We start from the raw sequence: 25,850 nt of genomic DNA, 5'->3' as shown, positions 1-25,850 counted from the left end.
CTTAAATAAAAACTCCTATTTTTGCACGAATAAAAATAAGTAGTAATGGCACTTAAAAAATATATCGCATATATCGCATTATTTTTAGTATTTCTACTTCCTACTATTAGCTTCTGCGCTGATAATCAGGAAAAAGAACCTTTCAATATCAATGAGCTTATTGATGAACATATCGGCGATTCGCATGATTTTCACCTTTTTGACTATAAAGGGCACGCCTATTCTATGCCCTTGCCTATCATCCTTTATACTAATAATGGGTTAGTAACTTTTTTATCAAGTGAGTTTCATCATGATAATAAAGGAACTGTAGTGGTAGAAAAAGATGGGCAGCAGTTTGTGCGTTATAAAGAAGATATCTATTACGCTACTGCAGGTACCCCTCTTTCTTTAGATGAAAAAGGAAAAGTAACTAATTCCCGTCCTCTTAATTTTTCAATTACTAAAAACGTATTCTCATTATTTCTGATTTCTGTACTATTAGTACTTATTTTTACTTCAGTAGCACGTTCTTATAAAAAGAATCCCAAAGCTCCCAAAGGCTTAGCAGGTGTGTTAGAACCTATAGTACTTTTTGTACGTGATGAAATAGCAATACCAAATATAGGCGAAAAGTATTACAATAGGTATATGCCCTATCTTCTTACTGTGTTTTTTGTAATCTGGACAGGAAACCTTTTTGGGCTTATTCCATTTTTTCCATTTGCAGGTACTGTAACTAACAATATCGTTTTTACAGGTATGTTAGCATTTTTTACCCTGCTACTTACTATATTTAGTGGTAACAAGCACTACTGGAAACACATTTTTGCTCCACCAGGGGTTCCTGTATGGATTTTGCCTATAATGATACCTATTGAGCTACTAAGTATTTTTACTAAGCCCTTTGCTCTTATGATACGTTTATTTGCCAATATGACAGCAGGACACATCATTGCTTTGAGCTTAATATCAATGATATTTATATTTAACTCAGTATGGGTGTCACCTGTATCTATAATATTTACAGTATTTATGCAAACCTTAGAGCTTTTAGTGGCAGTATTACAAGCGTATGTATTTACGCTCCTATCAGCGTTATTTATAGGGCAAGCAGTAGTTGAAGAACATTAATAACAAGTAACTATTTAAATTTTATATATATGGTTTTAGCAGGAATTGGGGCTGGATTAGCAGCCATCGGAGCAGGAATCGGTATTGGTAAAATTGGTGCATCTGCCGTTGAAGGTATTGCACGCCAACCCGAAGTGTCTTCAAAAATTCAAACTGCGATGATTATCGCTGCAGCACTTATCGAGGGAGCTGCCCTCTTTGCTATCGTTGTAGCTTTCATGGCATAATAAAACAACAAAACCGTTGTGTAACGGTTGGTTACATAACGGTTTTTTTCTAAAAACTAATAATTGATAACTGATAATAAATAACTAATAAAATGAATTTAGCACATCCTGAGAGTTTATTATTTTGGAATACAATAATCTTTTTAATATTGCTTTTCCTCCTAGCAAAATTTGCTTGGAAGCCTATAATGAGTGCAGTAAAAGAGCGTGAAAATTCTATTAACCAAGCTTTAGAAGCTGCAGAAGAGGCTCAAAAACAAATGGCTAATCTCAAAGCTGATAACGAACGTCTCTTGGCTGAAGCACGTGCTGAAAGAGATACTATCCTTAAGGAGGCAAGAGATATCAAAGATAAAATAATAACTGAAGCCAAAGACGAAGCAGGTCGCGAAGGGGCTAAGCTTATCAAACAAGCTCAACAAGCTATTGAAAGTGAGAAAAAAGTAGCTTTAGCTCAACTGAAGGACCAAGTAGCAGCACTTTCTATTGAAATGGCTCAGAAAGTGATGATAAGCGAACTCTCAGACGAGAAAAAACAAACTGCCCTCATCAATGATTACCTTAAAAATGTTACCTTAAATTAAGTAGCTTATGTACGGATTGAGAGTAGCAAACAGATATGCCAAGGCTCTTTTGGAATACACCCTCCAGCAAAATAGTTTGGAAGGAGTATTTGCCGATATGACCTTGATAGATAAAACTATAAAAGCCAATAAAGATTTGGAACGCATGCTCATTTCACCTATTGTGAAAACCACAGTAAAGAAAAGTGTACTTACCAAAGTCTTTAATGCTATTACACCTCAAACACATCGTTTGTTCGACTTGCTAATTGAGAACAGACGCTTGCCTATATTAGGAGCAGTAGCCGAAAAGTTTGTATTGCAATATAACAATTACAAAAATAACAAAATAGCGGTAGTTACTACTGCTACCCCACTTGATGCTGCTACCCAACAACAAATGTTGCAAAAGGTAATTACCCTTACCCAAAATAACAATATTACTATTGAAAATAGGGTTGATAAGAATATTATAGGAGGCTTTATACTTCGCGTAGGCGATATTCAATATAATGCAAGTGTTGCATATAAGCTCAATAGATTGCAACAAGAATTTAAAGAAAAATTATTTCTATAAGGTAGATAACAAGCATAAACTAATTAAATTCCTATAAGAATGATTGTAATGTGCTTCTCATTTATTACTACAGCTACTTTGTTTGAGCTTTTCAAAAATAGAATATTTAAAAAAATAGATAAACTAACGACTAATAGCTAAAAAATAAAAAATGGCAGAAATAAAAGCCGCTGAAATTTCAGCAATTTTAAAAGAACAACTAGCACACTTTGATGCTAATGCCTCTTTGGAAGAAGTAGGTACAGTATTACAAGTGGGTGATGGTATTGCGCGTATCTTCGGCCTATCGAATGCGCAATACGGTGAATTAGTAAAATTTGACAACGGACTACAAGGTATCGTCCTTAATCTTGAGGAAGATAATGTAGGGGTTACCCTTTTAGGTCCGTCTACTGATATTAAAGAAGGAGATACTATAAAACGCACAGGTCTTATTGCTTCTATTAATGTAGGAGAAGGAATTGTAGGACGTGTGGTAAATACCTTAGGACAACCTATTGATGGAAAAGGACCTATTACAGGTAAATTATATGAAATGCCGTTAGAGCGTAAGGCTCCAGGGGTTATTTTCCGTCAGCCAGTAAATGAACCTTTGCAAACAGGTATCAAGGCAATTGATGCAATGATTCCTATAGGTCGTGGACAGCGTGAGTTGGTTATTGGTGACCGTCAAACAGGTAAAACTACTGTTTGTATTGACACTATACTCAACCAAAAAGAGTTTTATGATGCAGGTAAACCAGTATATTGTATTTATGTGGCTATTGGTCAGAAAGCTTCAACAGTAGCAGGTATTACTAAGACTTTAGAAGATGCAGGGGCTTTAGCTTACACTACTATTGTAGCTGCTAATGCTTCCGATCCCGCTCCTATGCAGGTATACGCTCCTTTTGCAGGCGCTGCTATTGGCGAGTATTTCCGTGATACAGGCCGTCCTGCTCTTATTATCTATGACGATCTTTCTAAGCAAGCAGTAGCCTATCGTGAGGTGTCATTGTTATTGCGTCGTCCACCTGGACGTGAAGCTTACCCTGGCGACGTCTTTTACTTGCACTCTCGTCTGTTAGAGCGTGCTGCTAAAGTAATTGGTGATGATACTATTGCGCGTCAAATGAACGATCTTCCTGAAAGCATTGCACCTTTAGTAAAAGGAGGGGGATCACTTACAGCATTGCCTATTATTGAAACACAAGCGGGTGACGTATCAGCTTATATCCCTACTAACGTGATTTCTATTACCGACGGACAGATATTCTTGGAATCTGACTTGTTTAACTCAGGAGTACGTCCAGCTATTAACGTAGGTATATCAGTATCACGTGTAGGAGGTTCAGCTCAAATTAAATCAATGAAAAAAGTAGCTGGTACGCTAAAATTAGACCAAGCGCAATACCGCGAGCTTGAAGCTTTTGCTAAGTTTGGTTCTGACCTTGATGCGGCTACTATGGGAGTGATAGAGAAAGGTAAGCGCAATGTGGAAATCTTGAAACAGCCACAAAGTGACCCTTATCCTGTAGAAAATCAAATTGCGATTATCTATGCAGGTTCTAAAAACCTATTGCGCCAAGTACCAGTAAGCAAAATAAAAGAGTTTGAAAAAGAGTACTTAGAGTTTCTTAATATATCTCATCGTAATATTTTAGATGAACTAAAAGCAGGTAAACTTACTGATGAGATTACTACTACTTTGGAGCAAGTAGCTAAAGATTTGAGTGAAAAATACGCTAAATAGTAAGTGTTAATTTAAAACGTCCATTATTATGTCTACTATTTATATAATATTGATAATTATAGGAGTTCTACTTTTATTTGTTGTGCAGATTTATGTAAACAAATCCTATACAAAAAAATATTTACAAAAGCAGGTAGGACATATTAATCAGGATCCTTTAACAGAAGAGCAAAAGCGATTGCTTACTTTTGGAGCAATACTAACTTACTATCGTGGTGAGCATTTGCTTAACCTAATGCCTACTGAAATATTAGAACGTTATAAGCAAGGATTACGTCAACAATGGGAAATAACAGATAGTATTTCAGCTAAAGAAACTATAAATGATCTATTAGCACAGAAACGTTCACTCCAATTCCGTCCTCTACTTACGCAAACTTCACCTGAACTTAGCAAAATTCAAAAACAAATAGCTAAAGGCTTAGGAATAGAGGTGCAACAAGTAGAGACTGTAAAGTCCGCTTATGCTTGGGATTTGTGTAGAGCGGCTTCTTTAGCTAAATGGTGCTATTGATGTAAGTACCTTACTGAGGCTGAAATGTGGGAAGTGCTAAACCAAGTAGCCGCTATTGCAAAAGAACAAGGCAAAAATTGGCAAGAATATACTATCTCTTTCCTTTTAGGACGTACTATTCAAGGATTTAATTTGGATGAGCTTATTATTTTTACCTCTCAGCTATTCCATAGCAAGTCTCCTTCATTAAGGAAGATAGAAGATATAGATGTTTACCAGAAATACTCTTTTTAATATTGAAAACCTTAAATGAATTAATCAATACAAAAGAATCGGGCTGGGCATTAGTAAAAGAGTGGCTGCAAGAAGCAACTAACCCTTATGAGATACTTCCCAAAGATATAAAGCGTGCCGAGGAAGAGCTTCTTAGAACACAGGTAACCACTCGTTCACCTATGGGTGCTATAATCTATGAAACAGGAGGTATTCTTATTGATGATGGATAGATACGCATTTTGGGCTCAGGATGTGAAAGACTTCAAAGAGGAGTGATGGGATGGAATAAAGGTAAATCATATGATAATTATAGTGAACAACCTAGTTTTCTTCTCATTGCTGATGATATACTTGGTGGTTATTTTGCAATTAATGGAGGTGGACTTAGTGAAGGTAGTTTAGGAAAAGTATTTTATTTAGCTCCAGATACTTTAGAATGGGAAGATATGAATTGTACTTATTCTGACTTTCTGAATTGGACATTTTCTGGAGATCTCAAAATGTTCTATGAAGGTTTTTATTGGAAAGGTTGTAAGGAAGAAGTAGCACAAGCCACCGCTGATCAAGTGTTTTCGTTCTTTCCTTTTCTTTGGACAAAAGAAGGAAAAGACCTTGAAAATAGTACTAGAAGGTTAGTACCCATACAAGAGAGTTACGCTATAACAATTGAATTTCAAAGACAATTAAATAACCGTTAATAATTAGTGGTAAATAGGAATTCTTACCTCTTACCTCTTACCTAATAAAATGGCAAATTTAAAAGAAATACGAAGCAGAATTTCATCGGTAAGTTCAACAATGCAAATTACCGCAGCAATGAAAATGGTATCAGCAGCTAAATTGAAAAAGGCACAAGATGCTATTATAGCGATGAAACCCTATGCTTATAAGCTCAAGCAGTTACTGGAACACCTCAGTGCAGCTTTGGGTAGTGAAAATATGTATAATCCACGCCAAGGAGCTGTTAAAAAAGTACTTTTAGTACCTATAACTTCTAATCGCGGACTTTGCGGGGCATTTAATGCTAGTGTGATAAAAAAAGCGTTAGAATTAGAACAAACTACCTATCAGGGGAAGCAGGTACAGCTATATACTATAGGTAAGAAAGGGAATGATGTACTTAAGAAATTTGATAAGATTGTAGCACATAACAGTCAGATTTTTGATAAGCTTAGTTTTACTACAGCAGCTGTTTTAGCAGAAGAACTGATGCAGCTATATACTTCAGGTAAATATGACCAAATAGTATTGGTTTATAACAGTTTTAAGAATGCTGCTACCCAAATTCTTACTGATGAGATTTTTTTACCAATACAGCCTGTAGCTAATACTAAAACTTCAGCATTACATACCGACTATATTTATGAGCCTTCAAAACAAGAGATTGTAGAAGAACTTATCCCACGATCACTTAAAATACAACTTTTTAAAGCTTTACGTGACTCAGTAGCTGCTGAACATGGAGCTCGTATGACAGCTATGCATAAAGCAACTGATAATGCTCAAGATCTTAAAAATGAACTTATACTTACCTATAATAAAGCCCGTCAAGCAACTATTACAGGTGAGATTATAGAAATTGTAGGAGGATCCGAAGCTTTGACTTAATAATTAGATAAAAACAAAAGAGACTGCTCAATATTATTGAGCAGTCTCTTTTGTTTTATACTTGTATTACTCCTAAATTAAATTTTTTCTCAATAGGTGCGTTATTAGCCGCTTCTATACCCATTGATACCCATAGCCGAGTTTCTAATGGATCTATAATAGCATCTGTCCATAGGCGGGCAGCAGCATAATAAGGTGATATTTGTTCATCATACTTCTCTTTGATATGATTGAATAAGGTTTCTTCTTTTTCGGGCGTAAGTTCTTCACCTTTTTTCTTTAGGGTAGCAGTTTCTATCTGTAATAGTACTTTAGCAGCTTGTGCACCACCCATTACCGAAATATTGCCACTATGCCATGATACAATAAGACGTGGGTCATAAGCCTTACCACACATAGCATAGTTTCCTGCCCCGTATGAGTTACCTATTACAACTGTAAACTTAGGAACTACTGAGTTAGCCACAGCATTTACCAACTTAGCTCCATCTTTAATAATACCTCCATGCTCCGATTTTGAGCCTACCATAAATCCTGTAACATCTTGCAAAAAAAGCAAAGGAATCTTTTTCTGGTTACAGTTAGCAATAAAGCGTGTAGCCTTATCAGCACTATCCGAATAGATAACACCTCCAAACTGCATCTCTCCTTTTTTAGTCTTTACTACCTTGCGTTGGTTAGCTACAATACCTACTGCCCATCCTTCAATACGTGCATATCCTGTGATGATTGTTTGTCCATAACCTTCTTTATATTCATCAAATTCTGAATTATCTACCAATCGCAGAATAATTTCCTTCATATCATAAGGTTCAGAACGTAGTTTTGGTAATAGGCCATATATTTCATTAGGATCTTTTAGCGGTTTGTGTGCTTCTATACAGTTTAAGCCCGCCTTTTCAGCATCAGCAAGTTTCGCCATAGTACGCCTTACACGGTTAAGAGCATCTTTATCATCAATAGCCTTATAGTCTGTTACTCCGCTAATTTCGCAATGAGTAGTTGCTCCACCTAAAGTTTCATTGTCAATAGTTTCACCTATAGCAGCTTTTACTAAGTAGCTTCCTGCTAAAAAGATACTACCTGTTTTATCTACTATCAGTGCCTCATCACTCATTATAGGAAGATAAGCCCCTCCTGCCACACAACTCCCCATTACCACAGCTATTTGGGTAATACCCATACTGCTCATCAAGGCATTGTTCCTAAAAATACGTCCAAAGTGTTCTTTATCTGGAAAAATCTCATCTTGCAAGGGCAAATAAACCCCTGCGCTATCTACTAAATAGATGATAGGCAAGCGGTTCTCCATAGCTATTTCTTGGGCACGAAGGTTCTTTTTAGCAGTAATAGGGAACCAAGCTCCTGCCTTCACAGTAGCATCATTAGCTACTACTATACACTGTTTTCCTGATACATAGCCCATTACCACTACCACTCCACCCGAAGGGCAGCCTCCATGTTCTGCATACATACCATCGCCAGCAAAGACTCCTATTTCTATAGAAGGTCTATCTTTATCTAAAAGAAACTCAATACGTTCACGTGCAGAAAGTTTACCTTGGCTATGAAGTTTTTCAAGGTTCTTCTTTCCTCCGCCTTCCTTTACTTTCAGTAAGCGTTTGCGTAGTTCGTTTAATGCTAATTTATTATAATCTTCGTTGCTATTGAATTGAATATCCATTGTAAAAATAATCAGGCTGCAAAGATACGGATAATTAATAAATTAACAAATCTACTATGGCTCTTATCGCCCAAATTTACCAAAATTCTACTTATATGTAAGCACAAATTACCTCTCTTATAGCTATTTTCTAACTCACCCTTAATGTACCACATTTTTCATTTTTATCTCCTAATAATAACCAATAAAAATCCCTTAAAGTAACACCGTACTTTAAGGGATTTTCTTTATCTAATTGTTAATTGCTTTATTCAAACAAAGTACCTTGTCTTGCTATATTCACTCTTCCTAAGTGCTTATATGCTAGGTCAGTCACTTCACGTCCACGAGGGGTACGTACTATGAAACCTTCTTGTATCAGGAAGGGTTCATACACTTCTTCTATAGTTTCAGCACTTTCCGATACAGCTGTTGCAAGAGTTGTAATCCCCACAGGTCCTCCTTTAAATTTATCAATTAAGGTCAAGAGTATTTTATTGTCCATCTCATCCAATCCATGAGCATCTACATTTAAGGCTTTTAGTCCAAATCGTGTTATTTCAACATCTATTTTTCCATTACCTTTTATTTGAGCAAAGTCCCTAATGCGTCGCAGCAGGGCATTAGCAATACGCGGGGTACCTCTACTTCTACTAGCTAGCTCAATAGCAGCTTGAGGTTCAATAGGCACTCTTAGGATAGAAGCACTCCGTTGCACTATATCACCAAGAAGCTCGGTCGAGTAGTATTGCAGCCTACTTTGGATCCCAAAACGTGCTCGCATAGGCGCAGTAAGCAGTCCCGAACGCGTAGTAGCCCCAATAAGTGTAAAAGGATTCAGATTAATTTGCACTGTCCTTGCATTAGGCCCCGACTCTATCATTATATCAATTTTATAATCTTCCATAGCCGAGTATAGGTACTCTTCAACCACAGGACTTAGTCGGTGTATTTCGTCTATGAATAGTACATCGCGTTCTTGTAGGTTCGTAAGCAAGCCTGCTAAGTCACCAGGTTTATCCAGCACTGGGCCTGATGTAATTTTAATACCTACTCCCAGCTCATTAGCAAGTATATGGGCAAGAGTAGTCTTCCCAAGTCCTGGCGGACCGTGAAACAAAGTATGGTCTAAAGCTTCGTTTCGCATATTAGCGGCCTTTACAAATACTTTAAGATTTTCCAATACAGCTTCTTGTCCGGCAAAATCATCGAACGATAAAGGGCGCAGGGCTCGCTCTATATCAAGCTCCTGCGCCGAGTAATTCTCTTTATTAGGGTCTAAATTCTTATTCAAGATAATAAAGTGTGCTTTGGCACTATTTCATATTTCTCAGGTTTATCACTTCTTGTTGGGTTAGCCTACGCCAATGTCCGCGAGGCAAATCCTTTTTCGTTAGTCCCGCAAATACCACCCTATCAAGTTTATCCACTTGGTAACCCAAATGCTCAAAAATACGGCGTACTATACGGTTGCGTCCACTATGTATTTTAATACCTATTTCGTTCTTAGGCTTATCATTTACGTAACTAATCTCATCTACTTCAATGAACCCGTCCTCCAATTCTAGTCCTTCTTGTATTGCCACGAAGTCTTTATATTCCAACTTCCTATCCAAAATAACATGGTATATTTTGCGTACCCCGTGAGTAGGGTGGGTTAGTTTTTTGGTAAGTTCACCATCGTTAGTAAGCAGTAGTAGCCCTGTAGTAGCCCTGTCAAGGCGTCCTACCGGCAAAATACGCACATTAGTAGCGTTAGCTACCAAGTCCATTACGGTCTTGCGCCCTTTCTCATCATTAGTGGTAGTAATAAAGCCTTTAGGCTTATTCAGTAATATATATTCTTTCTTCTCCGAAGATAGCAGTTTACCGTCAAAACGCACCTCATCAGTAGGTTTCACACGGTAGCCAAGGGTAGTCATCACCACTCCATTCACCGTTACATTCCCTGCCGAAATATACACATCTGCATTCCTACGCGAACAGATACCCGCATCAGCAATAAACTTGTTCAAGCGTGTCTCAGTAGCAGGTACCGGAGCGTATTCTACAGGCTCCGAGTTATTTTTATAGGTATTGGCAAAAGGTTTTTTGTTGAATTTATTCCCGTTGTTATAACGATTGTTGTTACTGCTGTACTTATTTTCGTTATTATTGTTATACCTATTGTTATTACCCCCGCGATAGTCATTTTTAGCGTATTTATCGCCGTTGTTATATCTATTTTCGCCGCTGTTATACCTATTCTCGCTATTGTTATAGCGGTTTTCGCTGTTATTGTATCGGTTATTGTTACTATAACCGTTATTGCGTTCAGAATTATTGTTATTATAGCGGTTATTGCGTTCAGAATTGTTGTTATTATAGCGGTTATTGCGTTCAGAATTGTTACTTTCTCCCGAATAAGGCTTGTTATAGCTCCTGTTTTCATTGTTTTGCGAGTACGAATTCTTTTTATAAGGACTCTCATTGTACTCTTTTCGCCCATTACTGCTATAACTCTTGCGGTTGTCGTTGTTTTTGTACGACGAGTTGTTGTAAGGTTTACGTTCCGTATTCCCATCGGAAGCGTAGTTGTTTTTTTTGTAGTTGTTGTTAAATTTTCTGGTTTCCATACAAATTAAATCTCTCTATAATATCATAGTTTAAGGCTGCAAAGGTACGAATAATTTTTGAATTACCAAATCCCCCAATTTCTTAATCACATCCAATACACAAAATCTCACACCCTCCTCCAATCATACCCCAACAACCCCCCAATAATACTCACTTCTTCTAAAAAATACCAACTCCACCACCCCAAACCCCTTACCCCTCATCTTTTAATTATTGTCAAAAATACATCTTTTCCCCCTTTTTATTGCCAATCCTTCAATAATTCCCAACCCCAATCCTACATCCCCCTTAAAAACACAATCACCTTATAATCAACTAATTACACTTCCAGCATCACCCCAACCACCATACAGCTATCCCTTAGGATGAACGAACCTATAACGAAGGATAAACGAACTATAAACGAAGGAAAGACCTTACATCGCTCATTATCAACCCCTTCGATTTCTGTATCCCCCTTTGCTAAATTCACAACAAAATCCCCAAAACACTACATTTTCCTCATTTCATCTTATCTCTTACCTCTTACCTATAAAAATCTTATTCTAAAATCTGAAAAATCTATAATAAAACAACACCATTGTAGCAAGAAATGCCTTACCTTTGCACCGTAGAATTTTAAAAAGAACAAATTATGAGTTTAAATACTTTAGGGCTTAACAAAGCCCAAGTCGAAAAAGAAGTTAGCTTACTAAATGTATTGCTTGCCAATTACCAAACCTACTACCAAAACCTACGCGGGGTACACTGGAATATCAAAGGAAAACGCTTCTTTGAACTACACATTAAGTTCGAAGAACTTTACAACTCTGCCCAAGAACAAGTCGATCAAATCGCCGAACGTATCCTTACTCTCGGCGGCGTGCCTTTCCACACTTTGCAATCTTATGTGAAACACGCTACCGTACCCGTAGGAGAAAACATTTTTGACGACGACAAAACCGTACGTTTGGTAATCAACACCATTAGCGCACTTCTTCCCCTTGAAAGAGAATTACTTACCCTTTCCGACGAAATAGGCGACGAAGGTACCAACTCTCTCATTAGCGGATTCGTTTCCGAACAAGAAAAGAACGTTTGGATGCTTAAAGCATACCTCAATGAGGTAATTTAATCCCCTAAAAAACAACGGTTAAAAATAAAAGGCACAGTTTTTGTGCCTTTTTTGTTATGATGAGAAAATATATTTTAATAGCTGCCCTCCTATGTGGGGCAATAACTACTGCTTTAGCTCAAAGTAGTGACGATGTAAATAAAGAAAAAGCTGCCTACCAGCAGCCCTATAATCCCCAAGAAGACGGCGATGCCCGCATCACCCAGCTGCTCGCCCAAGCCAAAAAACAGCACAAAAAACTTTTAGTGCAAATAGGCGGTAACTGGTGCGTATGGTGCCTGCGCTTTAACCACCTCGTAACTACCGACCCCGAGCTAAAACGCATCCTGAACAAAAAGTACATCTTTTATCATCTTAACTACTCTCCCGAAAATAAGAATGAAAAAGCCTTTAACAAATACGGCAACCCAGGTAACCAATATGGCTACCCCGCCTTTCTTATCCTCAGCCCCAAAGGCGAAGTACTCTTTACCCAAAAAAGTGAAGATTTAGAAGAAGCAAAAGGCTACGACCGCAAAAAAGTAAAGAAGTTCTTACAAGGAAGATTGTAATATCGGCTGATTTTCCAACCATCTAATTACCTCAATGGCATCAGCCGCAGGCACAGGGTTTTTACCATTGCCTATTAGTGCTTGGTACAAAGCCTCATAAAAATGCCAGTAATTACCATCTTGTGCAGTAGTAAGCTCACGCCCACCACCAAGGGTGTGTAGTATCCCATTAGGCTCACCAATGGTAGGCAGCCAAGGGGTAGGTGAGGGGGTAGCCCCAGCTACCAAAGCCGCCTCTTGTCCATCAAAACGCTGTTGTAAGAAAGAGCCTTCACTCCCGTGCAGCGTATACTCCCATTGGCGTTCCAGTGCAAATGTAGTCGATTTCAGCCGCACCCTAAGCTGATTGTCATACATAAAAATGAGTTCAAAATAATCATCAGTTTGAGTACCTTTCCTAAGGTAACCCAAATCGGTGATTATTTTTTTGGGCTTACCAAAAAGCTGCAAAGCTTGGTCTACAAGGTGCGCCCCAAGGTCATACAGCGCACCACCACCAGGCAGCGCACTCTCCTTATGGGCTTTACTACTAATTTCACTCCGAAAGCGGTCAAAACGAATTTCTACCTCCTTCAGTTCCCCCAGCACACCACTTTCCACTACCTCCTTCACTTTAAGGTAATCACCATCATAACGCCTGTTTTGGTACACACTCAGCAGCTTCTGCTGTGCTATAGCTATCGAGTTCAGCTCTTGTGCTTCAGCAAGGGTCACAGTAAAAGGCTTTTCTACCAATACATTCTTCCCAGCCAGCAAGGCCGCTTTAGCATAAGCGTAATGCGTTTGGATAGGAGTATTCACCACTACCAAATCAATACAAGGGTCTTGTAGCATTTCCTCTACCGAGCGCAATAGCTTCGCCTCTGGGTACAAAGCACGTGAGTCCGAGCGGTGTCGCTCTACTATTGCATATAGGTTCAGCTGCGGGTGGGCAGCAATGAAAGGAGCGTGAAACACACGCCCACTCATTCCAAAACTAGCAAGAGCAATATTCATATCAAGGGTGTTATATATTTATTTTATCGAAGAAAAGCTAATCTTTCATTTTAGGGCGAAAAGAACGTTTTTTGTCAAAACCTTTGCTGTCTATTTTCAAGTTGTTAGGCAGTTCGGGCGATTGCTCGGCTTGGGTTTTCAGGTCGGAAAGGTACTGCACGATATGCTGCCATACAAAATCAGGGTCAATATAGATGCCGAGTTCCTGCAAATTTATATAATGGGTAGCCCTATTATTTTCTCTATAGTCTTTGTTGTAAATGAGCAACAACGGACTTTTCAATACCAGCCACGGCGGTCGCTCTTCCAACTTAAAGATATTCTGCTCGCGCGGGGCTTCCATTTGTTCAAGTAAGGTGTCACAAGTAGCCGATAAGTAGGAGGTTATCCTAATTTCTTTCCCATCATTCATCAGCACATAACGGTCGCCATACCACAAATCAAATAGATTGTAATGCCAATCATCAGGGTCAGCAAAGTCCCACTGGGTATATATTTTAGAGGGAGTAGCAAAGAGGTGCACAAGTGTATTCCCCACATAGAGAGCCGAGTGCAGTGCCTCATTATCAGTAGCATTCTCGAAGGTAATCCAGCTCCTTTGCGGAGTGCCAACACCTACCCCCGCAGGCAACCGTCGGTCATAGATAAGGTTTTCGTCTATGCCGTACTCAGCTACTTTATAGTCGTAGTAATCTTTGAATTTAGAGATGATTTTCATTTTGAATTGTTAACAAGGCACGAGCTATAAGCTCGCGCCAGCGATGTGCTAATTCCTATTCTCTATTTCCTATTCTCTAACTTATTAAGTACCTAGTTCGGGGTAATCCCAAGCGTTGTCGCTATCGGTAAGATTGTCGTTCTCTTGTCCTTTGCAACACAACCATTCCAAGCCAGCACGGCGTTCCATTACGATATCTTCGTCTAAACCTGCTAAGTCCGAACCGTATATACGAGCATTTACTGTTGTCCAGTGGTAGCGATAGTGCAAGTCTAAGGCTTGCAAGATTTCTTCTATGGGGCGCAGGGTGGTATGTGCCATAAAGTCATCAAGCCCCTCAAACTCGTCCATTGTATCCATTATCAAATCGCAATCGCAAATCTCATTGGGGAATGATAGTTCTTCTACGATGCCCAGAGCCCATAGTAATACCCATAATGACTCGTATTTCCAAGAGGCATTCATAGCTCCTGCCTCACTTATAGTACCTGCAATCACCTGCTGTTCCATAGGAGTTAGCAACTCAAGGGCATTGTATTTTTCTGAAAGAAAATCTTCTGCATATACTCTATCCTCTTCAGAATATTCACCTTCACTGATAGATAAAGCACACATTATAGAAGCAAATGAGCATACTGCCCGCTCAATGACTTCTTTTTTATCACGAGGGGTTACTTCCTCTGTTTCATAACGAAAGGGCAAATGTTCTATATAAGGTACGCCTTGCGACGCAAGTATTGCTATACTTCTGTTTTTGCGCTCTTGCGCAGTAATTGGTTTATTATTCATAAGATTTAGATATTGAGGTTTTTCATTTTATTACTCAAAATTCATTTCATCTACAAAGCAATAGCCATTTTTCATAAGCATTTTCAGGTAATCGTCAAAGCTGTCGGCAATGACTACCATTTCATCGGGGTCATGAAGGAATCGCACTACTTGCCCTACTTTGCCTGTAGCAGAAGGCGAAAAGTCTATAAAAAGCTGTGAGGTACCTCCATTGTTCATACAATCCGAAAAATGCAACCAATTATGAAGTTGTGAAGCATCACTCGTAATGCGATTGTCTATCTCTACCTCTTCATACTCTCGATTAATGTAATCAGCATAAAAATCAAAGGCTTCATTTTGAGTTGCTACAATCTGCTTAGCCGAAAGCAAATAATAAGGATAATCCCCCATCTCCTCATCTGCTCCTAAAATAAGGTCGCTCACCGTGCCTTTTTCATAGTCACGCCAATAAGTGCCGTCAATATGGCGGAGTAAGTCCAGCAAACTCTCTGGCACTTGTGGATAACGATTGCGGAGGGCTTGCAAATCGGCATCGGTAGCACCGTGAGCTGTATCCATAAGGTTTTGCCACGCTTCTTCTCCGCCGTTATCAATATAAGCTTGTTTCAAGCCTTCAAGGTATTGTTCTACTAAGGTCATAATGTTAAATTTATTTCATTTATACTCTCTATTTATTTTTAGATTTAGAACTATATTCATCTATTATTTTTACCCGATTTCGTGAGAAAAAAGTTTTTAATAAATGGTAGCTGTCAATATTCAGTTTTATGTGCAATATATGATCTTTCTTCGTGGTATAAACCTGCATACGAGGGTGTATCCTCATTGATTTTCCTTCTTTAGTAGCAAAAAAATGGATATGGTGAATACGATGTAAGGGGATAGTATCGGTAAGTGCTTCTTTGTAAAAAATATAAACCGACTCATTTCGTATTTCTAAAGCGTAGAAAGTACCTCTATAATTCCTTATAAAATCATAGATAAAAGCTACTATAATAGCCACTAAAACAGCTATTTCTAAATACTCTACAAAAGAACTATTTTCTCCATTCTGCTGCTCTATAATTTTTTCTACTACATTCCACAACATCCACACAAAAAAAGTACAAGAGGAAATAAGTAGTAAAACCTGATTAAGTTTGTCATTCAGTGCTTTAACTCTAATAGGAGGTAGCTCGCCTTTTGCATATTGATTATAGGCTATATGCCTACTAAGTGTCCATAAATAAACAAATAAGTACAATAAAATGAAAAAGAGTAATGGCAAGAATAAGCCAATCACCTTGTTTATAAACTCATCACCAAAAGCAGGTAAAGGCTTCTTCAATAAAACGTATGATATATTGAAAATTACTGCTGTAATTAAAAGTATATGCGCTATTTTCAGTAGTTTTGATGCAAAAATGAATTGATTTTTAGGATCCTTTTTCCTTATGGAACTCATTATTATAAATCTTATTTACACCTATGAGGGGCTTTTATTGCTGAAAGCAGATAATAAGTATAATCTCCTTGCACTTTTAAATTAAAAAATCTTGTTAATAATAGACATCAGACGAGGCAGACAAATCGGATGGCTATCCCCTGACAACTAATGCCTAATGCCTGACCCCTGATACCTGACCCCTAATACTTATAATTCACTTTGCCTAAGGCAATAGGCTGAGGATTCTGTACGACCCAAGCTGTCACCAATTCGCATAGGCGTTGGGTGCCAGTGCCATTGTCTTCCAAGATATGTTTTTGAATATCGGATACTTCGGCGAGTTCACTCTCCGAGAGAGGATTACCTTGTTGCAGATAACCACTAATAGCAGTGAGCATCTTACGGTATTCCCTATCCCAGTTGCCCATAGCATTTCGCAGAAGTTCATCATTCACTTTACCTGCTATACGCACTACCTCGCCTTGCATTGTGGAAGCCTTATCTCTACTCGGCACCAAAAGTTCCCACGCCTGTTCGTAGCGTTTTTCCCAAGTATCGCCAGTGAGTACAATAGGCGATTTGCCATCGTGTTGTATACGGCGTGGCACAGGAGGCACATCAAAGAGTTTATATAGTTGTTGTAAAGCCTCCTCCCTTTTTTCCACCCATTCAGTATCGGAATCCTCACGGTGAAATTCAAAGTCCTCGCCTACACGAGTCACTTGTTCTTTGGCATACTTAGTGGGTTTTAGTCCTGCTTTCAGATAGATCTCAGCGGCTTTGACTGCTCTCTCGATATAACCGCTATATAATCTAGAAAGCAGACGCTCCATTACATTATGTCCCCTATTGTCTTTTGCTTTGATATCAGCACCTTTTTCAATGAGTAACTGGGCTACTTCGGCATTGTACTCCGCAAAGTGCAAAGGAGTATTTTTATATTTATCTTGCGCCTCTATATCAGCTCCTCTTTCCAATAGAAGTGCTACTTTTTCTACATTATTCACCTGAGCGTGATAGTGTAGCGGAGTGCGCTCGTATTCATCTCTTGCATTGATGTCAGCCCCTTGGGTGATAAGCCAATCCATTAACTCTAACGGAATCTTATAAAAAGAGAGCGCAGGGGTCTTGAATGTACGACGGTCGTAAGCGTTTAGTTCACATTCGTTGAAAACAGCTTTAAGTGCGTCTAAATCTTTGGCTTCTATCAGTTCGTTGAAGTTTGCTGGTAGGGTTTTCTTTTTCTTTGCCATAGTAATTAAGTTTTAAGATTCAGAAGATTCATTATTAACAACTACCACCCCAAAAATATTCTCAAATATCTCTTTAGCTTTTAGGTAGTCAGACTGGCGGATGGAGAGGTATAAGGTGCAGTTTTCAGTAAGCTCCTGCCTACTTACAGTTAGGCTCTGTTCTTTTACCACACGCATTACTTTGTTCATTAGTGGGTATTCAAAACGAATAATGAGCTCTTCAGTAATTAGTTTTTCTACAATTTCAACTTCTTGTAGGGTAAGCTGGGCAGTAGTTTTATAGGCTTGTACCAATCCACCCACCCCTAACTTAATACCTCCAAAATAGCGTACCACAATCACAAGTACATTGGTAAGTCCAAACGATAGTATTTGCCCGTGGATGGGTATACCAGCAGTGTTGTTAGGCTCACCATCATCATTAGCACGATAGCGTTGCTGGCTGCCGTAGCCTAATTGCCAAGCATAGCACCAATGGCGTGCTGAAAAATGAGCTCTTTTTACCGCCTCTAAGTTGGCTTTAATCTCTTCTTCAGAAGTAACGTGGAAAGCATAGCCCAAAAACTTGCTACTTTTTTCCTTAAAAATCACTTCTTCTACAGAAGCTGCTATAGTTTTGTAAGTATCCAAATTTACTTGTTAGTATTTTTAGTTGTAAGCTATCATAGCTGCTAATAATTAGTTATTTAGGTGTTTTAAAGTTTACAAACTTGTAATATGTTGGAACAACTGTTTGCATACTTTGCAGCAATGTTAGAATTTTGCACCCAGAAAGTTTTGCAGAACTTAGTACGTTCTTTGACATATTGGGAAACCACCAAGTTTGCTAATTTTACTAATTACTGAAAAGTGTATTTCACTGATAAGCCAGTACGGAAAGTTGTCATAGGGAAAGCCGTTGAAATAGCTGATTTAGAGAAGTTGTACTGCAAATAATATGATGCCAATAAGTTTCTGCTTAAAGCGTATTCGGCAGTAAAGTTACCAAGCCATGAAGTTTGCCCTGCAGTTACTTGGTTATTGAAAATCTCCATATTGCGTATTACAGTAAATTCTTTTAGGTATGAAAGAGTTCCTTTTAGTACCAAATCACTTTTAATAGTGGTAGGTGTACCTCCTAAGCTAGTAATAAAACTCAAATCTTTAAAGCGGTACCCCGCCCCAAATTTGTATTCTCGGCGCAGTATTTCAGTAAGATAATCATTATCTAAACTGATAGATATAGTACGATCTCTGTTAAATTCAACCAATAAGCTCATTGAGTTTTTAAGCTCCATATCAGCACGTAGCAGAGGGTTGAACTGCTCAGCAAGAGTAACAGTCGAATAGAGTTTATCATTCAGAAAGTCTCCAGCAACATTGGTTTTGTTAGGATTAGCAGCCTCATACTCTAAGTTAGTGCGGAACTCGCTTAGTGAGTAGCTCGCACGATAACCGTGTGCCAATGAAAAGCGTTTAAAAGTATTCTTGATGAAATCTAAACGCATTAAGCCTGTATAGCGCACATTCCATTCAGGAATAGGAATGTTTTTAAAAGCATTAAGTGATACACCACTAGCACTACTACCTGAATAGGCAGCAAAGAAAGCAGGAATCATTACCGCTTGGCTCTTTTTGCTATACCCTTTAGGGAAACCTTCAGCATCTACATCAGCAGGATTTAAACCACGAGCTTCAGCCAAGCGGCGGGCTATAGTCATACGGTTATTCTTGAAAGTTTCAAAAGTAGCCGAGTTGTACTCATCAATCTTATTAAAGGTAGTAGCCATAAGGTTAGTCGAAATATTAAAGCTACCTACCTGATTTCCTACCAACTTGTTGTATACAAAGTTGCGAATCTCAAAGGTTTCTGTATAGTTTTCTGTATATTGCCTATTACCTTTTAGGTTGATTTGCAAATCAGGAATAGGCTGTAAGTTTGCAGTAATTAGTAGCTGTTTCTCTTTAGAACTGATGTATTGGTCATTAAAATCAGCAAATTCAGTAAGCTGTCCACGTTTTGCCATTTCATAACGCAAATCGGTTTGGTCACCAAACATAAAGCCAAATGAAGGTTTAAGGGTGCCCAAGAAACCTATCCGTTGGGTATAACCTGGCAAGGTACGTGCATTAGTAACCGAGTAGTTCACAGCTGCTGTTTTAAGCATAGTAGCAATAGATTTAGCTATACTTGTTTTCTCACCACGAGGGGTAGGTTTCACACCCAAATAACGATACAGCTGGTCGAAAGTAAAGTTAGCAGTAAGGTTATGAGTATTACCATTTTGCAGTGTGTTAATATCTTGGTGTGCTAACTGCAAGAGGGTTTGTGAGCCTCGTTGGTAATCAAAATCTCCAGAATAGGTGTAATTAGCACGGATAAACTCAAAGTAAGGGAACTTGTTAAATGGCAAGTCATAATTTAGTTGGAATTTAGAGAAAAAGTGATCAGGAGTACCTAAATCCCAAAAGTCAGTCCATAGGTTTACATCTTTTTGTACGCCAGCAATATCTCCATTAGCATCATACACATAGTAGTTACGTATGATACTGTTATTAGTAGCATTGAAATTCAAGCGCAATGACTTGGTAAGGTTATAGTTAATAGCATATTGGTAGTTCATTAGGTAATTACGCTGTTGCAGCTCTGGCAAAGCTTTTTGCTGACTTGTATTTACTCCTTCAAAATGTACATCACGGAACAGCTGTTTAGTAAAGGTTCTATTTAAGTCAGTAGTGAACATAATGCTAGTAGGCAAGATGTTTAAGTTTAGGTCACTAAGCCATTGCCAATAGCGCTTACCCGAGAATTTAGTTATCTTTTTAAAAGGCTCTACTGTAGCAGGTTTAAAAGTATAGTTATACATAAAGCCAGCACGTACTTGCTGCTCATCTTCATACTTTAATTCATAATCTCTATGGCTTTTTTCGTTATAAGCATAGTTAAAAGTAAAGTTTTCAATATTGTAAATTCTGTTTTTCTGCCCTTCCGAAAGATTCTTCTTCACCCCAATGAGGTTAATACCACGCCTTAGGGTGTAGTCTTCAGCCTGTTCCCGAATAGTTTCACGTTCTTGTGCTGTTTGGGCTACGCCAAGTCGGTTATCAAGTTTGATATCTTGATATACAGGGTCATATTCAGGGGTAGAACGTTTTTGTGAGTGATTTAAGCCTACAGGTATTTGCACATTCCATTTTGGAGGTAACAATTTGCCTGCATTGATGTTCATCATCACATCGTATTCTTGTGTACTTTCCAAAGCACGTTGGTTAGGAGCTTGGTCTACAGCTCCAAAACCTACAGTGTGCATACGTCCTGTAGCCGAGATGTTCAATAGTTCAGAAGCATTAGCATCTAAAGAGCCTACTGCAGCCCAACCACCATGATTTTCTAACTCAGCCACACGTAGCTCGTTAAACCAGAATTCTCCACTAAGGTCATGCCCCGATGCATTTTTAATACCTAACATTATAGCACGTACACTACCTAAGGAAGGATTTCCTTTAATAGCATAACGATTTTGCCCCTGTTGATGAGGGGTATTATTTGGGTTAGTTATCAGGTTGAAATTCTCATCGTAATAACTCTCTTCATTTAAAGGGTCTGAGCTACGAAGTTTAATAGCCTTAAGTTTGGTAAGTACCTCCATTGGAATGCTTAGCTCATTAACTTTAGGCCAAATCAAATAGTCAGCAGAGGTACCAGCAGGAGTTACTTGTAAAGGTATTTCCACCTGATAGTAATTCTCATTAAAGTCTGTACCTACTCTAATAAAAGCTACAGCTTGGTTATCGTTCAAAGCATTGTTTTTATAGGCTTCAGCGTGTACAAACATTTTAATATACTTGTATTGTCGCAGGTCAAAACGCAAAGCTTTGTACACAGCACGACTATCTTTATCTCTTAAGTTACGCACTATATATGATAAGGCTTGCTCATTTTGTTCCACTAAAGTATTATTAGTATTAATACGCTCCCGATTTACTCCTGGAGGCATACGATAAGGTATAGGTTGGCGGTTTTCATTCTCAATAAGGTTTACTGAGTTGATTTCAACTGTGGTATTAGAACTTGTTCCTACGATGTTATTAAGAGGGTAGTTATAGTAACGCCAGTCACCACGGATAAGATCAAGTGTACCAAAACGTAACAGCATTTCTTGAGGGAATCCTGTTAGGTACATACGCATATGTGTCATTGAGTTAATGATACTTATCTGGTCTTTGGTATCGGTAACAGTACCCACAGGGAATTTATAGCCTTCACGCCATAAAGCTCCATTAGCAATAGGTATTTTAAACTGTATCCAGCGGGTAGCTACTTGCTGCCCATTAGGTGCCTCAACTGATACATTACGAATATCATTTACATAAGGATCAGCAGTACTGATATTAGGGTGTATACGAACACGATACTCCAAGTAATTATTAGTAGTATTCATTGTATAATCACCATTGATATCTTCAATATCAGGTAGGGTAGTGGAGCCTCGGTTATTATCACTTGTACTTATAGGCGAGTTACCTTGAGTCCCGTTGTAGTTGTAATAACGATTTAAAATACCTCCGCTGCGTGCTAAGAAGTATTCATAGTTATCCATAGCTGGGTCATTAGGTGAAACGCTAAGATTGTTAGTGTAAATATTGCGTTCATCAGCATCGCTCATACCATCAAGTCCTATATCTTGTAAGTTGCGGTTATCCGAACTCTCATCAAAAGCATATACTAATGATTGAGCAGCAGGTACTTTACCCCAAGTTGTTTGATTAGTACTAGCTGTAGATGAAAGTCCCGGTAAGCCATTTTCGTATTGTTTCCGCCCGTCTTTAAGTACATCTTCTGAGATATTCCCTAAGTTAAAAACTAACTCACCAGTACCACTATATTCACCCGAATAGTATGGATCCATTACCCAAAATTGCAAGAACTCAATATTACTTTCTTGAAAGTCAGAATAGCTCATACTACGCATAATACCTGCCCATTTATTTTCAGTATTAAAAGAAGGGCTATTATTATAAGGACCTTTTACATTAGGGTAATAAGCTAAATCTAAGGTACTTTGTACAAGTGATTGTCCTTGAGCTAATTGTTGTTGAGGAAAAATTTCTTCAATGAAGATACGACGTGTACTATTCTTAGAAATTTCATTAGAACCTACATCCGATGGTTTTTGAGTCGAATAAAACACTGGATCGATTGTATACCATGCCATTTTAGCACGTCCATAACCGTTACGTAAGTTATTGTTGTCAGTGGGGTCATTACCGTAAAGGGTACGAGAAGAAGTACCACTTCCTTGGCCAAACTCTAATGGAGTACTAGCTAATTTCCAAGCTAAAGGAGAGCGCATATCAATAGTAGCTTGTGAAGCTTCAAAGTCATCTAAATATACAGTTGTTTCTCCATCAAAATCATCTGCTTTAGGAGTACCTGCCATAAGATAGGCAAATTCACCTCGTACTGATAAGTTCGAAGGGGCATCACTTTTTATAGTTGGAATACGATTCACCCAGCGGGTAAGAAAAGGTAGTTCAGTAGAATATGAAGCACCAACACCAAAAATAGTATTATTCACACTCTCCTGTCCATAACTTGTTTTTTGAGTAAAAGGGCGTTCACGTAAATTTACAACAGCTCCATTTATAATAAATTTATCACTGAATTTATGTTCTACATTTACTCCCATAAAACGTGTTGTTTGTCCACCAAAAATAAGGTTATTCTCCAATGATACTTGTATCGGTAGATTACTTGCTTCAACACTTGGATTGATAATCTCAACTGTACCTGATTGGTAATCCACTAAATAATCAAGACCTTCTACCAATATACGCCCTCCGGCACTAACAGTTACTGAACCTCTTGGCACATTAAAAGCTCCTAATGAAATACCTCTACGGCTAGAAGCTTTGTAACGGCCTTTCATTACAAACTTGTTTTTATCGCCATCCATTTGAGCTTGAGTTTTTGTATTTCGGTAGAGTGAGTTGTATACGTATTTCTTTTGATTATTGTTATAAGTAGCGGGATCTTTGTAAGTACCACCTCCTAAGGTTGTATGTAAGAATTTTCCAAAAGGCTCTACTTTAGTAAAGAAGATTTTTCCATATTGTTCATCAATAGTAATACCAGGTAGATAATCAAAAAAACCATCACCTCCTGGTTGTGGGTCGTTATATTTATTAAGGCGGTCAAAATTAAAGAGGTTGAGCAGAATGCGATCTTCCAACCCTGAAGGCCATCCTGTATTATCTACCTTTTCAATGTAATTAATAGGAGAGGGGTTAGAATAGTAGATATTCATACGGAAATCATCTGCTGAAAGGCGTGCAGAGCCTACTGAATAAACGTTTTTCATCATTAAGTCCCAAATAGGATCATTTACATTCAGACGGTTACTTTTAAGCATTTTCAACACCAAAAGGTTGTTAGTTATAGCATTGTTACCTCCATAAAAACTATTATTGTAGGTAGTAGCCGAGATACCATCATTAGCAAACTCTCCTACTTGATAGACTTGGCTACCATAGGTATATTGATAAGCTACAGCTAATACTTCATCAGCACTTAGGGCCGTATTTAGTGAGATAAAACCGAGCTTGGTGTCTACTTTATAATCAACACCTTCTTCTAATTTTCGAGCATTCTCAATAACAGCATAGTCATACCCCTGACTCACGTATGAACTATTAGTACCAAAACCTTGTTGTACAGTGGCTACATCACGAATTGCCGAAGTAAGTACTGTGTTAGTAGTACCAGATGAGGTGGTTCCTACCCCTGTAGGATCGTATTTATTAGCTCGGTTAGAAGGCATATTATTGGTAGTGCCATTGAAAAATCCTGCCCCGGCTTTATCACTCAAGCGAGTGTTTTCCATTCGAGGCTCCCCTAAATCTTGTAAAGCTAAAATATTACGAATGTTCCCCATACGGCTATTACGATTGGTAACCCAAACCTCTAAGCGGGTAATTTGTACTTTACTATTGATAAATGGGTAATTTTCTAAAGCGCGATCATAGTTGTCTCGGAAGAATTGAGCTAAAAAGAAGTTGCGGTTTTCGTCGTAATCAAGGGCTGAAAATTCAAATTCAGTAATAGTACCACCTCCTTGAGCACTTACAGTTTTCCGCTCCGATTTTTGTTCAGAAAATACTCCTGTGATAGTAGTACGTCCAAACTTAAGTTCTGTTTTTACACCAAAAAGGCTTTGTGAGCCTGTAATAAGTGAATTAGAAATAGGCATTGAGATGTTTCCTAATTCTATTTTTTGTACTATATCATCTTCATCAGGAGCATATTCTAACTTGAATACATTTTGAAAATCAAAGGAAGCTTGAGTGTCATACTGAGCATTAAGGTTTACTCGAGTACCTATCTTACCGGTAAGTCCTAAGCTAATTCGTTGTTCAAAATCTAACCCCAATGAACTACGGTAACGAGGACTTACAACAGGGTTATCATTACGGCTGTAACGCAATCCCAAATCAACTCCTACACTTCCAGTGGGAGTAAACTCTATATTGCGTCCTCCAAAAATACTCTCGAAGAAATCAGAATTTACATATAGGTCAGGTAGTAGATCCCGACGTGCCTTTTTCTTTTCAGTAGTATCACTTTGAGTGTCACCAAGAGCATCAAGTTTATCTTTATAGTAAGCTTTTGAACGATCACGCAACACTAGTTTCTCATATTCTTCAACAGTCAGAAATAGAGGTGTAGCAAGATCGTATTTACCTAATTTCTCGGTATATACGTACCTGTCTAAGGTAGGGTTATAAGTGTACTTATGAACTATTGATTCAGGTTGTGCCAACCCTATCTGTCCAATACCATTACGTACAATAGTTTCTGTTTGAGTACTTTGAATGGTAGGAGTTACTTGAGCTTGAGTAGTTAAAATACTAGAAAAGAGTAGTATAAGAAGGGGTAAGTATTGCCTCATATTAATAAGTATGATACATTATAGGTAATGTAATAATTTGGTGCAAAGTTACAAATATTTTTTAAATTACAGTAAACATACAAAATTACTTACAAAAAGAGAGTAATTGAAGAATGTATAGTTAAAATTTTTTGTTAATGATATAAAAACAAAAAAAATTAGGTGTTTTTTTAGATACTATGCCTTACATACTTAAGTTGAGTCAGCTTGAATACTTTCTTACTTAGCGTCCAATATCTTCCT

Annotated in this window: 19 protein-coding genes and 2 pseudogenes; 10 read left to right on the top strand and 11 right to left on the bottom strand. The window is 38.2% G+C overall.

What is annotated here, in order from left to right:
* Positions 1-45 precede the first annotated feature (45 nt).
* From atpB to atpG, 8 genes and pseudogenes are all read left to right on the top strand, one after another.
* Positions 46-1,113 carry a F0F1 ATP synthase subunit A gene (atpB, locus tag C4H12_RS07635; RefSeq protein ID WP_106098391.1) on the top strand — a complete coding sequence of 356 codons (1,068 nt, stop codon included), beginning with the start codon at positions 46-48 and terminating at the stop codon, positions 1,111-1,113.
* A 29-nt stretch (positions 1,114-1,142) separates the two neighbouring features.
* Complete coding sequence (gene atpE, locus C4H12_RS07630) at positions 1,143-1,340, top strand: ATP synthase F0 subunit C (RefSeq protein WP_106098390.1); 198 nt, start codon at positions 1,143-1,145, stop codon at positions 1,338-1,340.
* A gap of 92 nt (positions 1,341-1,432) precedes the next feature.
* Entirely contained in the window at positions 1,433-1,924 is a 492-nt protein-coding gene (locus tag C4H12_RS07625; RefSeq protein ID WP_106098389.1) for a F0F1 ATP synthase subunit B, read from the top strand.
* 7 nt (positions 1,925-1,931) lie between these two features.
* Entirely contained in the window at positions 1,932-2,480 is a 549-nt protein-coding gene (atpH, locus tag C4H12_RS07620) for an ATP synthase F1 subunit delta (protein WP_106098388.1), read from the top strand.
* A gap of 151 nt (positions 2,481-2,631) precedes the next feature.
* Positions 2,632-4,212: a F0F1 ATP synthase subunit alpha gene (gene atpA / locus C4H12_RS07615; RefSeq protein ID WP_106098387.1), complete on the top strand. Its 1,581-nt coding sequence runs from the start codon at positions 2,632-2,634 to the stop codon at positions 4,210-4,212.
* A 28-nt stretch (positions 4,213-4,240) separates the two neighbouring features.
* Positions 4,241-4,960: pseudogene (locus tag C4H12_RS07610) on the top strand (DUF1266 domain-containing protein).
* A gap of 2 nt (positions 4,961-4,962) precedes the next feature.
* Positions 4,963-5,640 (top strand): annotated as a pseudogene (locus C4H12_RS07605) (DUF2625 domain-containing protein).
* Between the two features lie 49 nt (positions 5,641-5,689).
* Entirely contained in the window at positions 5,690-6,550 is an 861-nt protein-coding gene (gene atpG, locus C4H12_RS07600) for an ATP synthase F1 subunit gamma (protein WP_106098386.1), read from the top strand.
* A 55-nt stretch (positions 6,551-6,605) separates the two neighbouring features.
* On the opposite strand, the gene C4H12_RS07595 is transcribed toward atpG, so the two are convergent.
* From C4H12_RS07595 to C4H12_RS07585, 3 genes are all read right to left on the bottom strand, one after another.
* A complete protein-coding gene (locus C4H12_RS07595; RefSeq protein ID WP_106098385.1) occupies positions 6,606-8,234 on the bottom strand; it encodes an acyl-CoA carboxylase subunit beta in 1,629 nt (542 codons plus the stop codon).
* A 247-nt stretch (positions 8,235-8,481) separates the two neighbouring features.
* Positions 8,482-9,507 carry a Holliday junction branch migration DNA helicase RuvB gene (ruvB, locus tag C4H12_RS07590; RefSeq protein WP_106098384.1) on the bottom strand — a complete coding sequence of 342 codons (1,026 nt, stop codon included), beginning with the start codon at positions 9,505-9,507 and terminating at the stop codon, positions 8,482-8,484.
* Positions 9,508-9,529: 22 nt separating this feature from the next.
* Positions 9,530-10,828 (bottom strand): pseudouridine synthase, encoded by a 1,299-nt coding sequence (locus C4H12_RS07585; RefSeq protein WP_106098383.1) that lies wholly within the window; start codon positions 10,826-10,828, stop codon positions 9,530-9,532.
* A gap of 635 nt (positions 10,829-11,463) precedes the next feature.
* Here C4H12_RS07585 and C4H12_RS07580 point away from each other — a divergent pair.
* Entirely contained in the window at positions 11,464-11,943 is a 480-nt protein-coding gene (locus tag C4H12_RS07580; RefSeq protein WP_106098382.1) for a Dps family protein, read from the top strand.
* Between the two features lie 59 nt (positions 11,944-12,002).
* The gene (locus C4H12_RS07575) at positions 12,003-12,494 is read left to right on the top strand and encodes a thioredoxin family protein (protein WP_106098381.1); all 492 of its coding nucleotides are present in this window, start codon (positions 12,003-12,005) and stop codon (positions 12,492-12,494) included.
* Here the strand turns inward: C4H12_RS07575 and C4H12_RS07570 are convergent.
* The 8 genes from C4H12_RS07570 to sprA form a co-directional block, all read right to left on the bottom strand.
* Positions 12,477-13,490, bottom strand: a complete 1,014-nt coding sequence (locus tag C4H12_RS07570; protein ID WP_106098380.1) for a Gfo/Idh/MocA family oxidoreductase — start codon at positions 13,488-13,490, stop codon at positions 12,477-12,479. The two genes, C4H12_RS07575 and C4H12_RS07570, sit on opposite strands and share 18 nt — an antisense overlap.
* Positions 13,491-13,527: 37 nt before the next feature.
* Positions 13,528-14,208: a hypothetical protein gene (locus tag C4H12_RS07565; RefSeq protein WP_106098379.1), complete on the bottom strand. Its 681-nt coding sequence runs from the start codon at positions 14,206-14,208 to the stop codon at positions 13,528-13,530.
* A gap of 84 nt (positions 14,209-14,292) precedes the next feature.
* Positions 14,293-14,997: a DUF4272 domain-containing protein gene (locus tag C4H12_RS07560; RefSeq protein WP_106098378.1), complete on the bottom strand. Its 705-nt coding sequence runs from the start codon at positions 14,995-14,997 to the stop codon at positions 14,293-14,295.
* Positions 14,998-15,027: 30 nt separating this feature from the next.
* Positions 15,028-15,639 (bottom strand): SMI1/KNR4 family protein, encoded by a 612-nt coding sequence (locus C4H12_RS07555; protein ID WP_106098377.1) that lies wholly within the window; start codon positions 15,637-15,639, stop codon positions 15,028-15,030.
* Positions 15,640-15,667: 28 nt separating this feature from the next.
* Entirely contained in the window at positions 15,668-16,444 is a 777-nt protein-coding gene (locus C4H12_RS07550; RefSeq protein WP_129588219.1) for a hypothetical protein, read from the bottom strand.
* A gap of 182 nt (positions 16,445-16,626) precedes the next feature.
* Positions 16,627-17,679 (bottom strand): ankyrin repeat domain-containing protein, encoded by a 1,053-nt coding sequence (locus tag C4H12_RS07545; RefSeq protein WP_106098375.1) that lies wholly within the window; start codon positions 17,677-17,679, stop codon positions 16,627-16,629.
* Between the two features lie 12 nt (positions 17,680-17,691).
* Positions 17,692-18,309, bottom strand: coding sequence for a YigZ family protein (locus tag C4H12_RS07540; RefSeq protein WP_106098374.1), 618 nt, complete (start codon positions 18,307-18,309; stop codon positions 17,692-17,694).
* A 209-nt stretch (positions 18,310-18,518) separates the two neighbouring features.
* Positions 18,519-25,607 (bottom strand): cell surface protein SprA, encoded by a 7,089-nt coding sequence (sprA, locus tag C4H12_RS07535; RefSeq protein WP_371514455.1) that lies wholly within the window; start codon positions 25,605-25,607, stop codon positions 18,519-18,521.
* Positions 25,608-25,850 lie beyond the last annotated feature (243 nt).

It is taken from the genome of Capnocytophaga sp. oral taxon 878 (assembly GCF_002999135.1).
In the GTDB taxonomy this organism is placed as follows: domain Bacteria; phylum Bacteroidota; class Bacteroidia; order Flavobacteriales; family Flavobacteriaceae; genus Capnocytophaga.
This window is presented reverse-complemented; position numbering and strand designations above follow the sequence as displayed.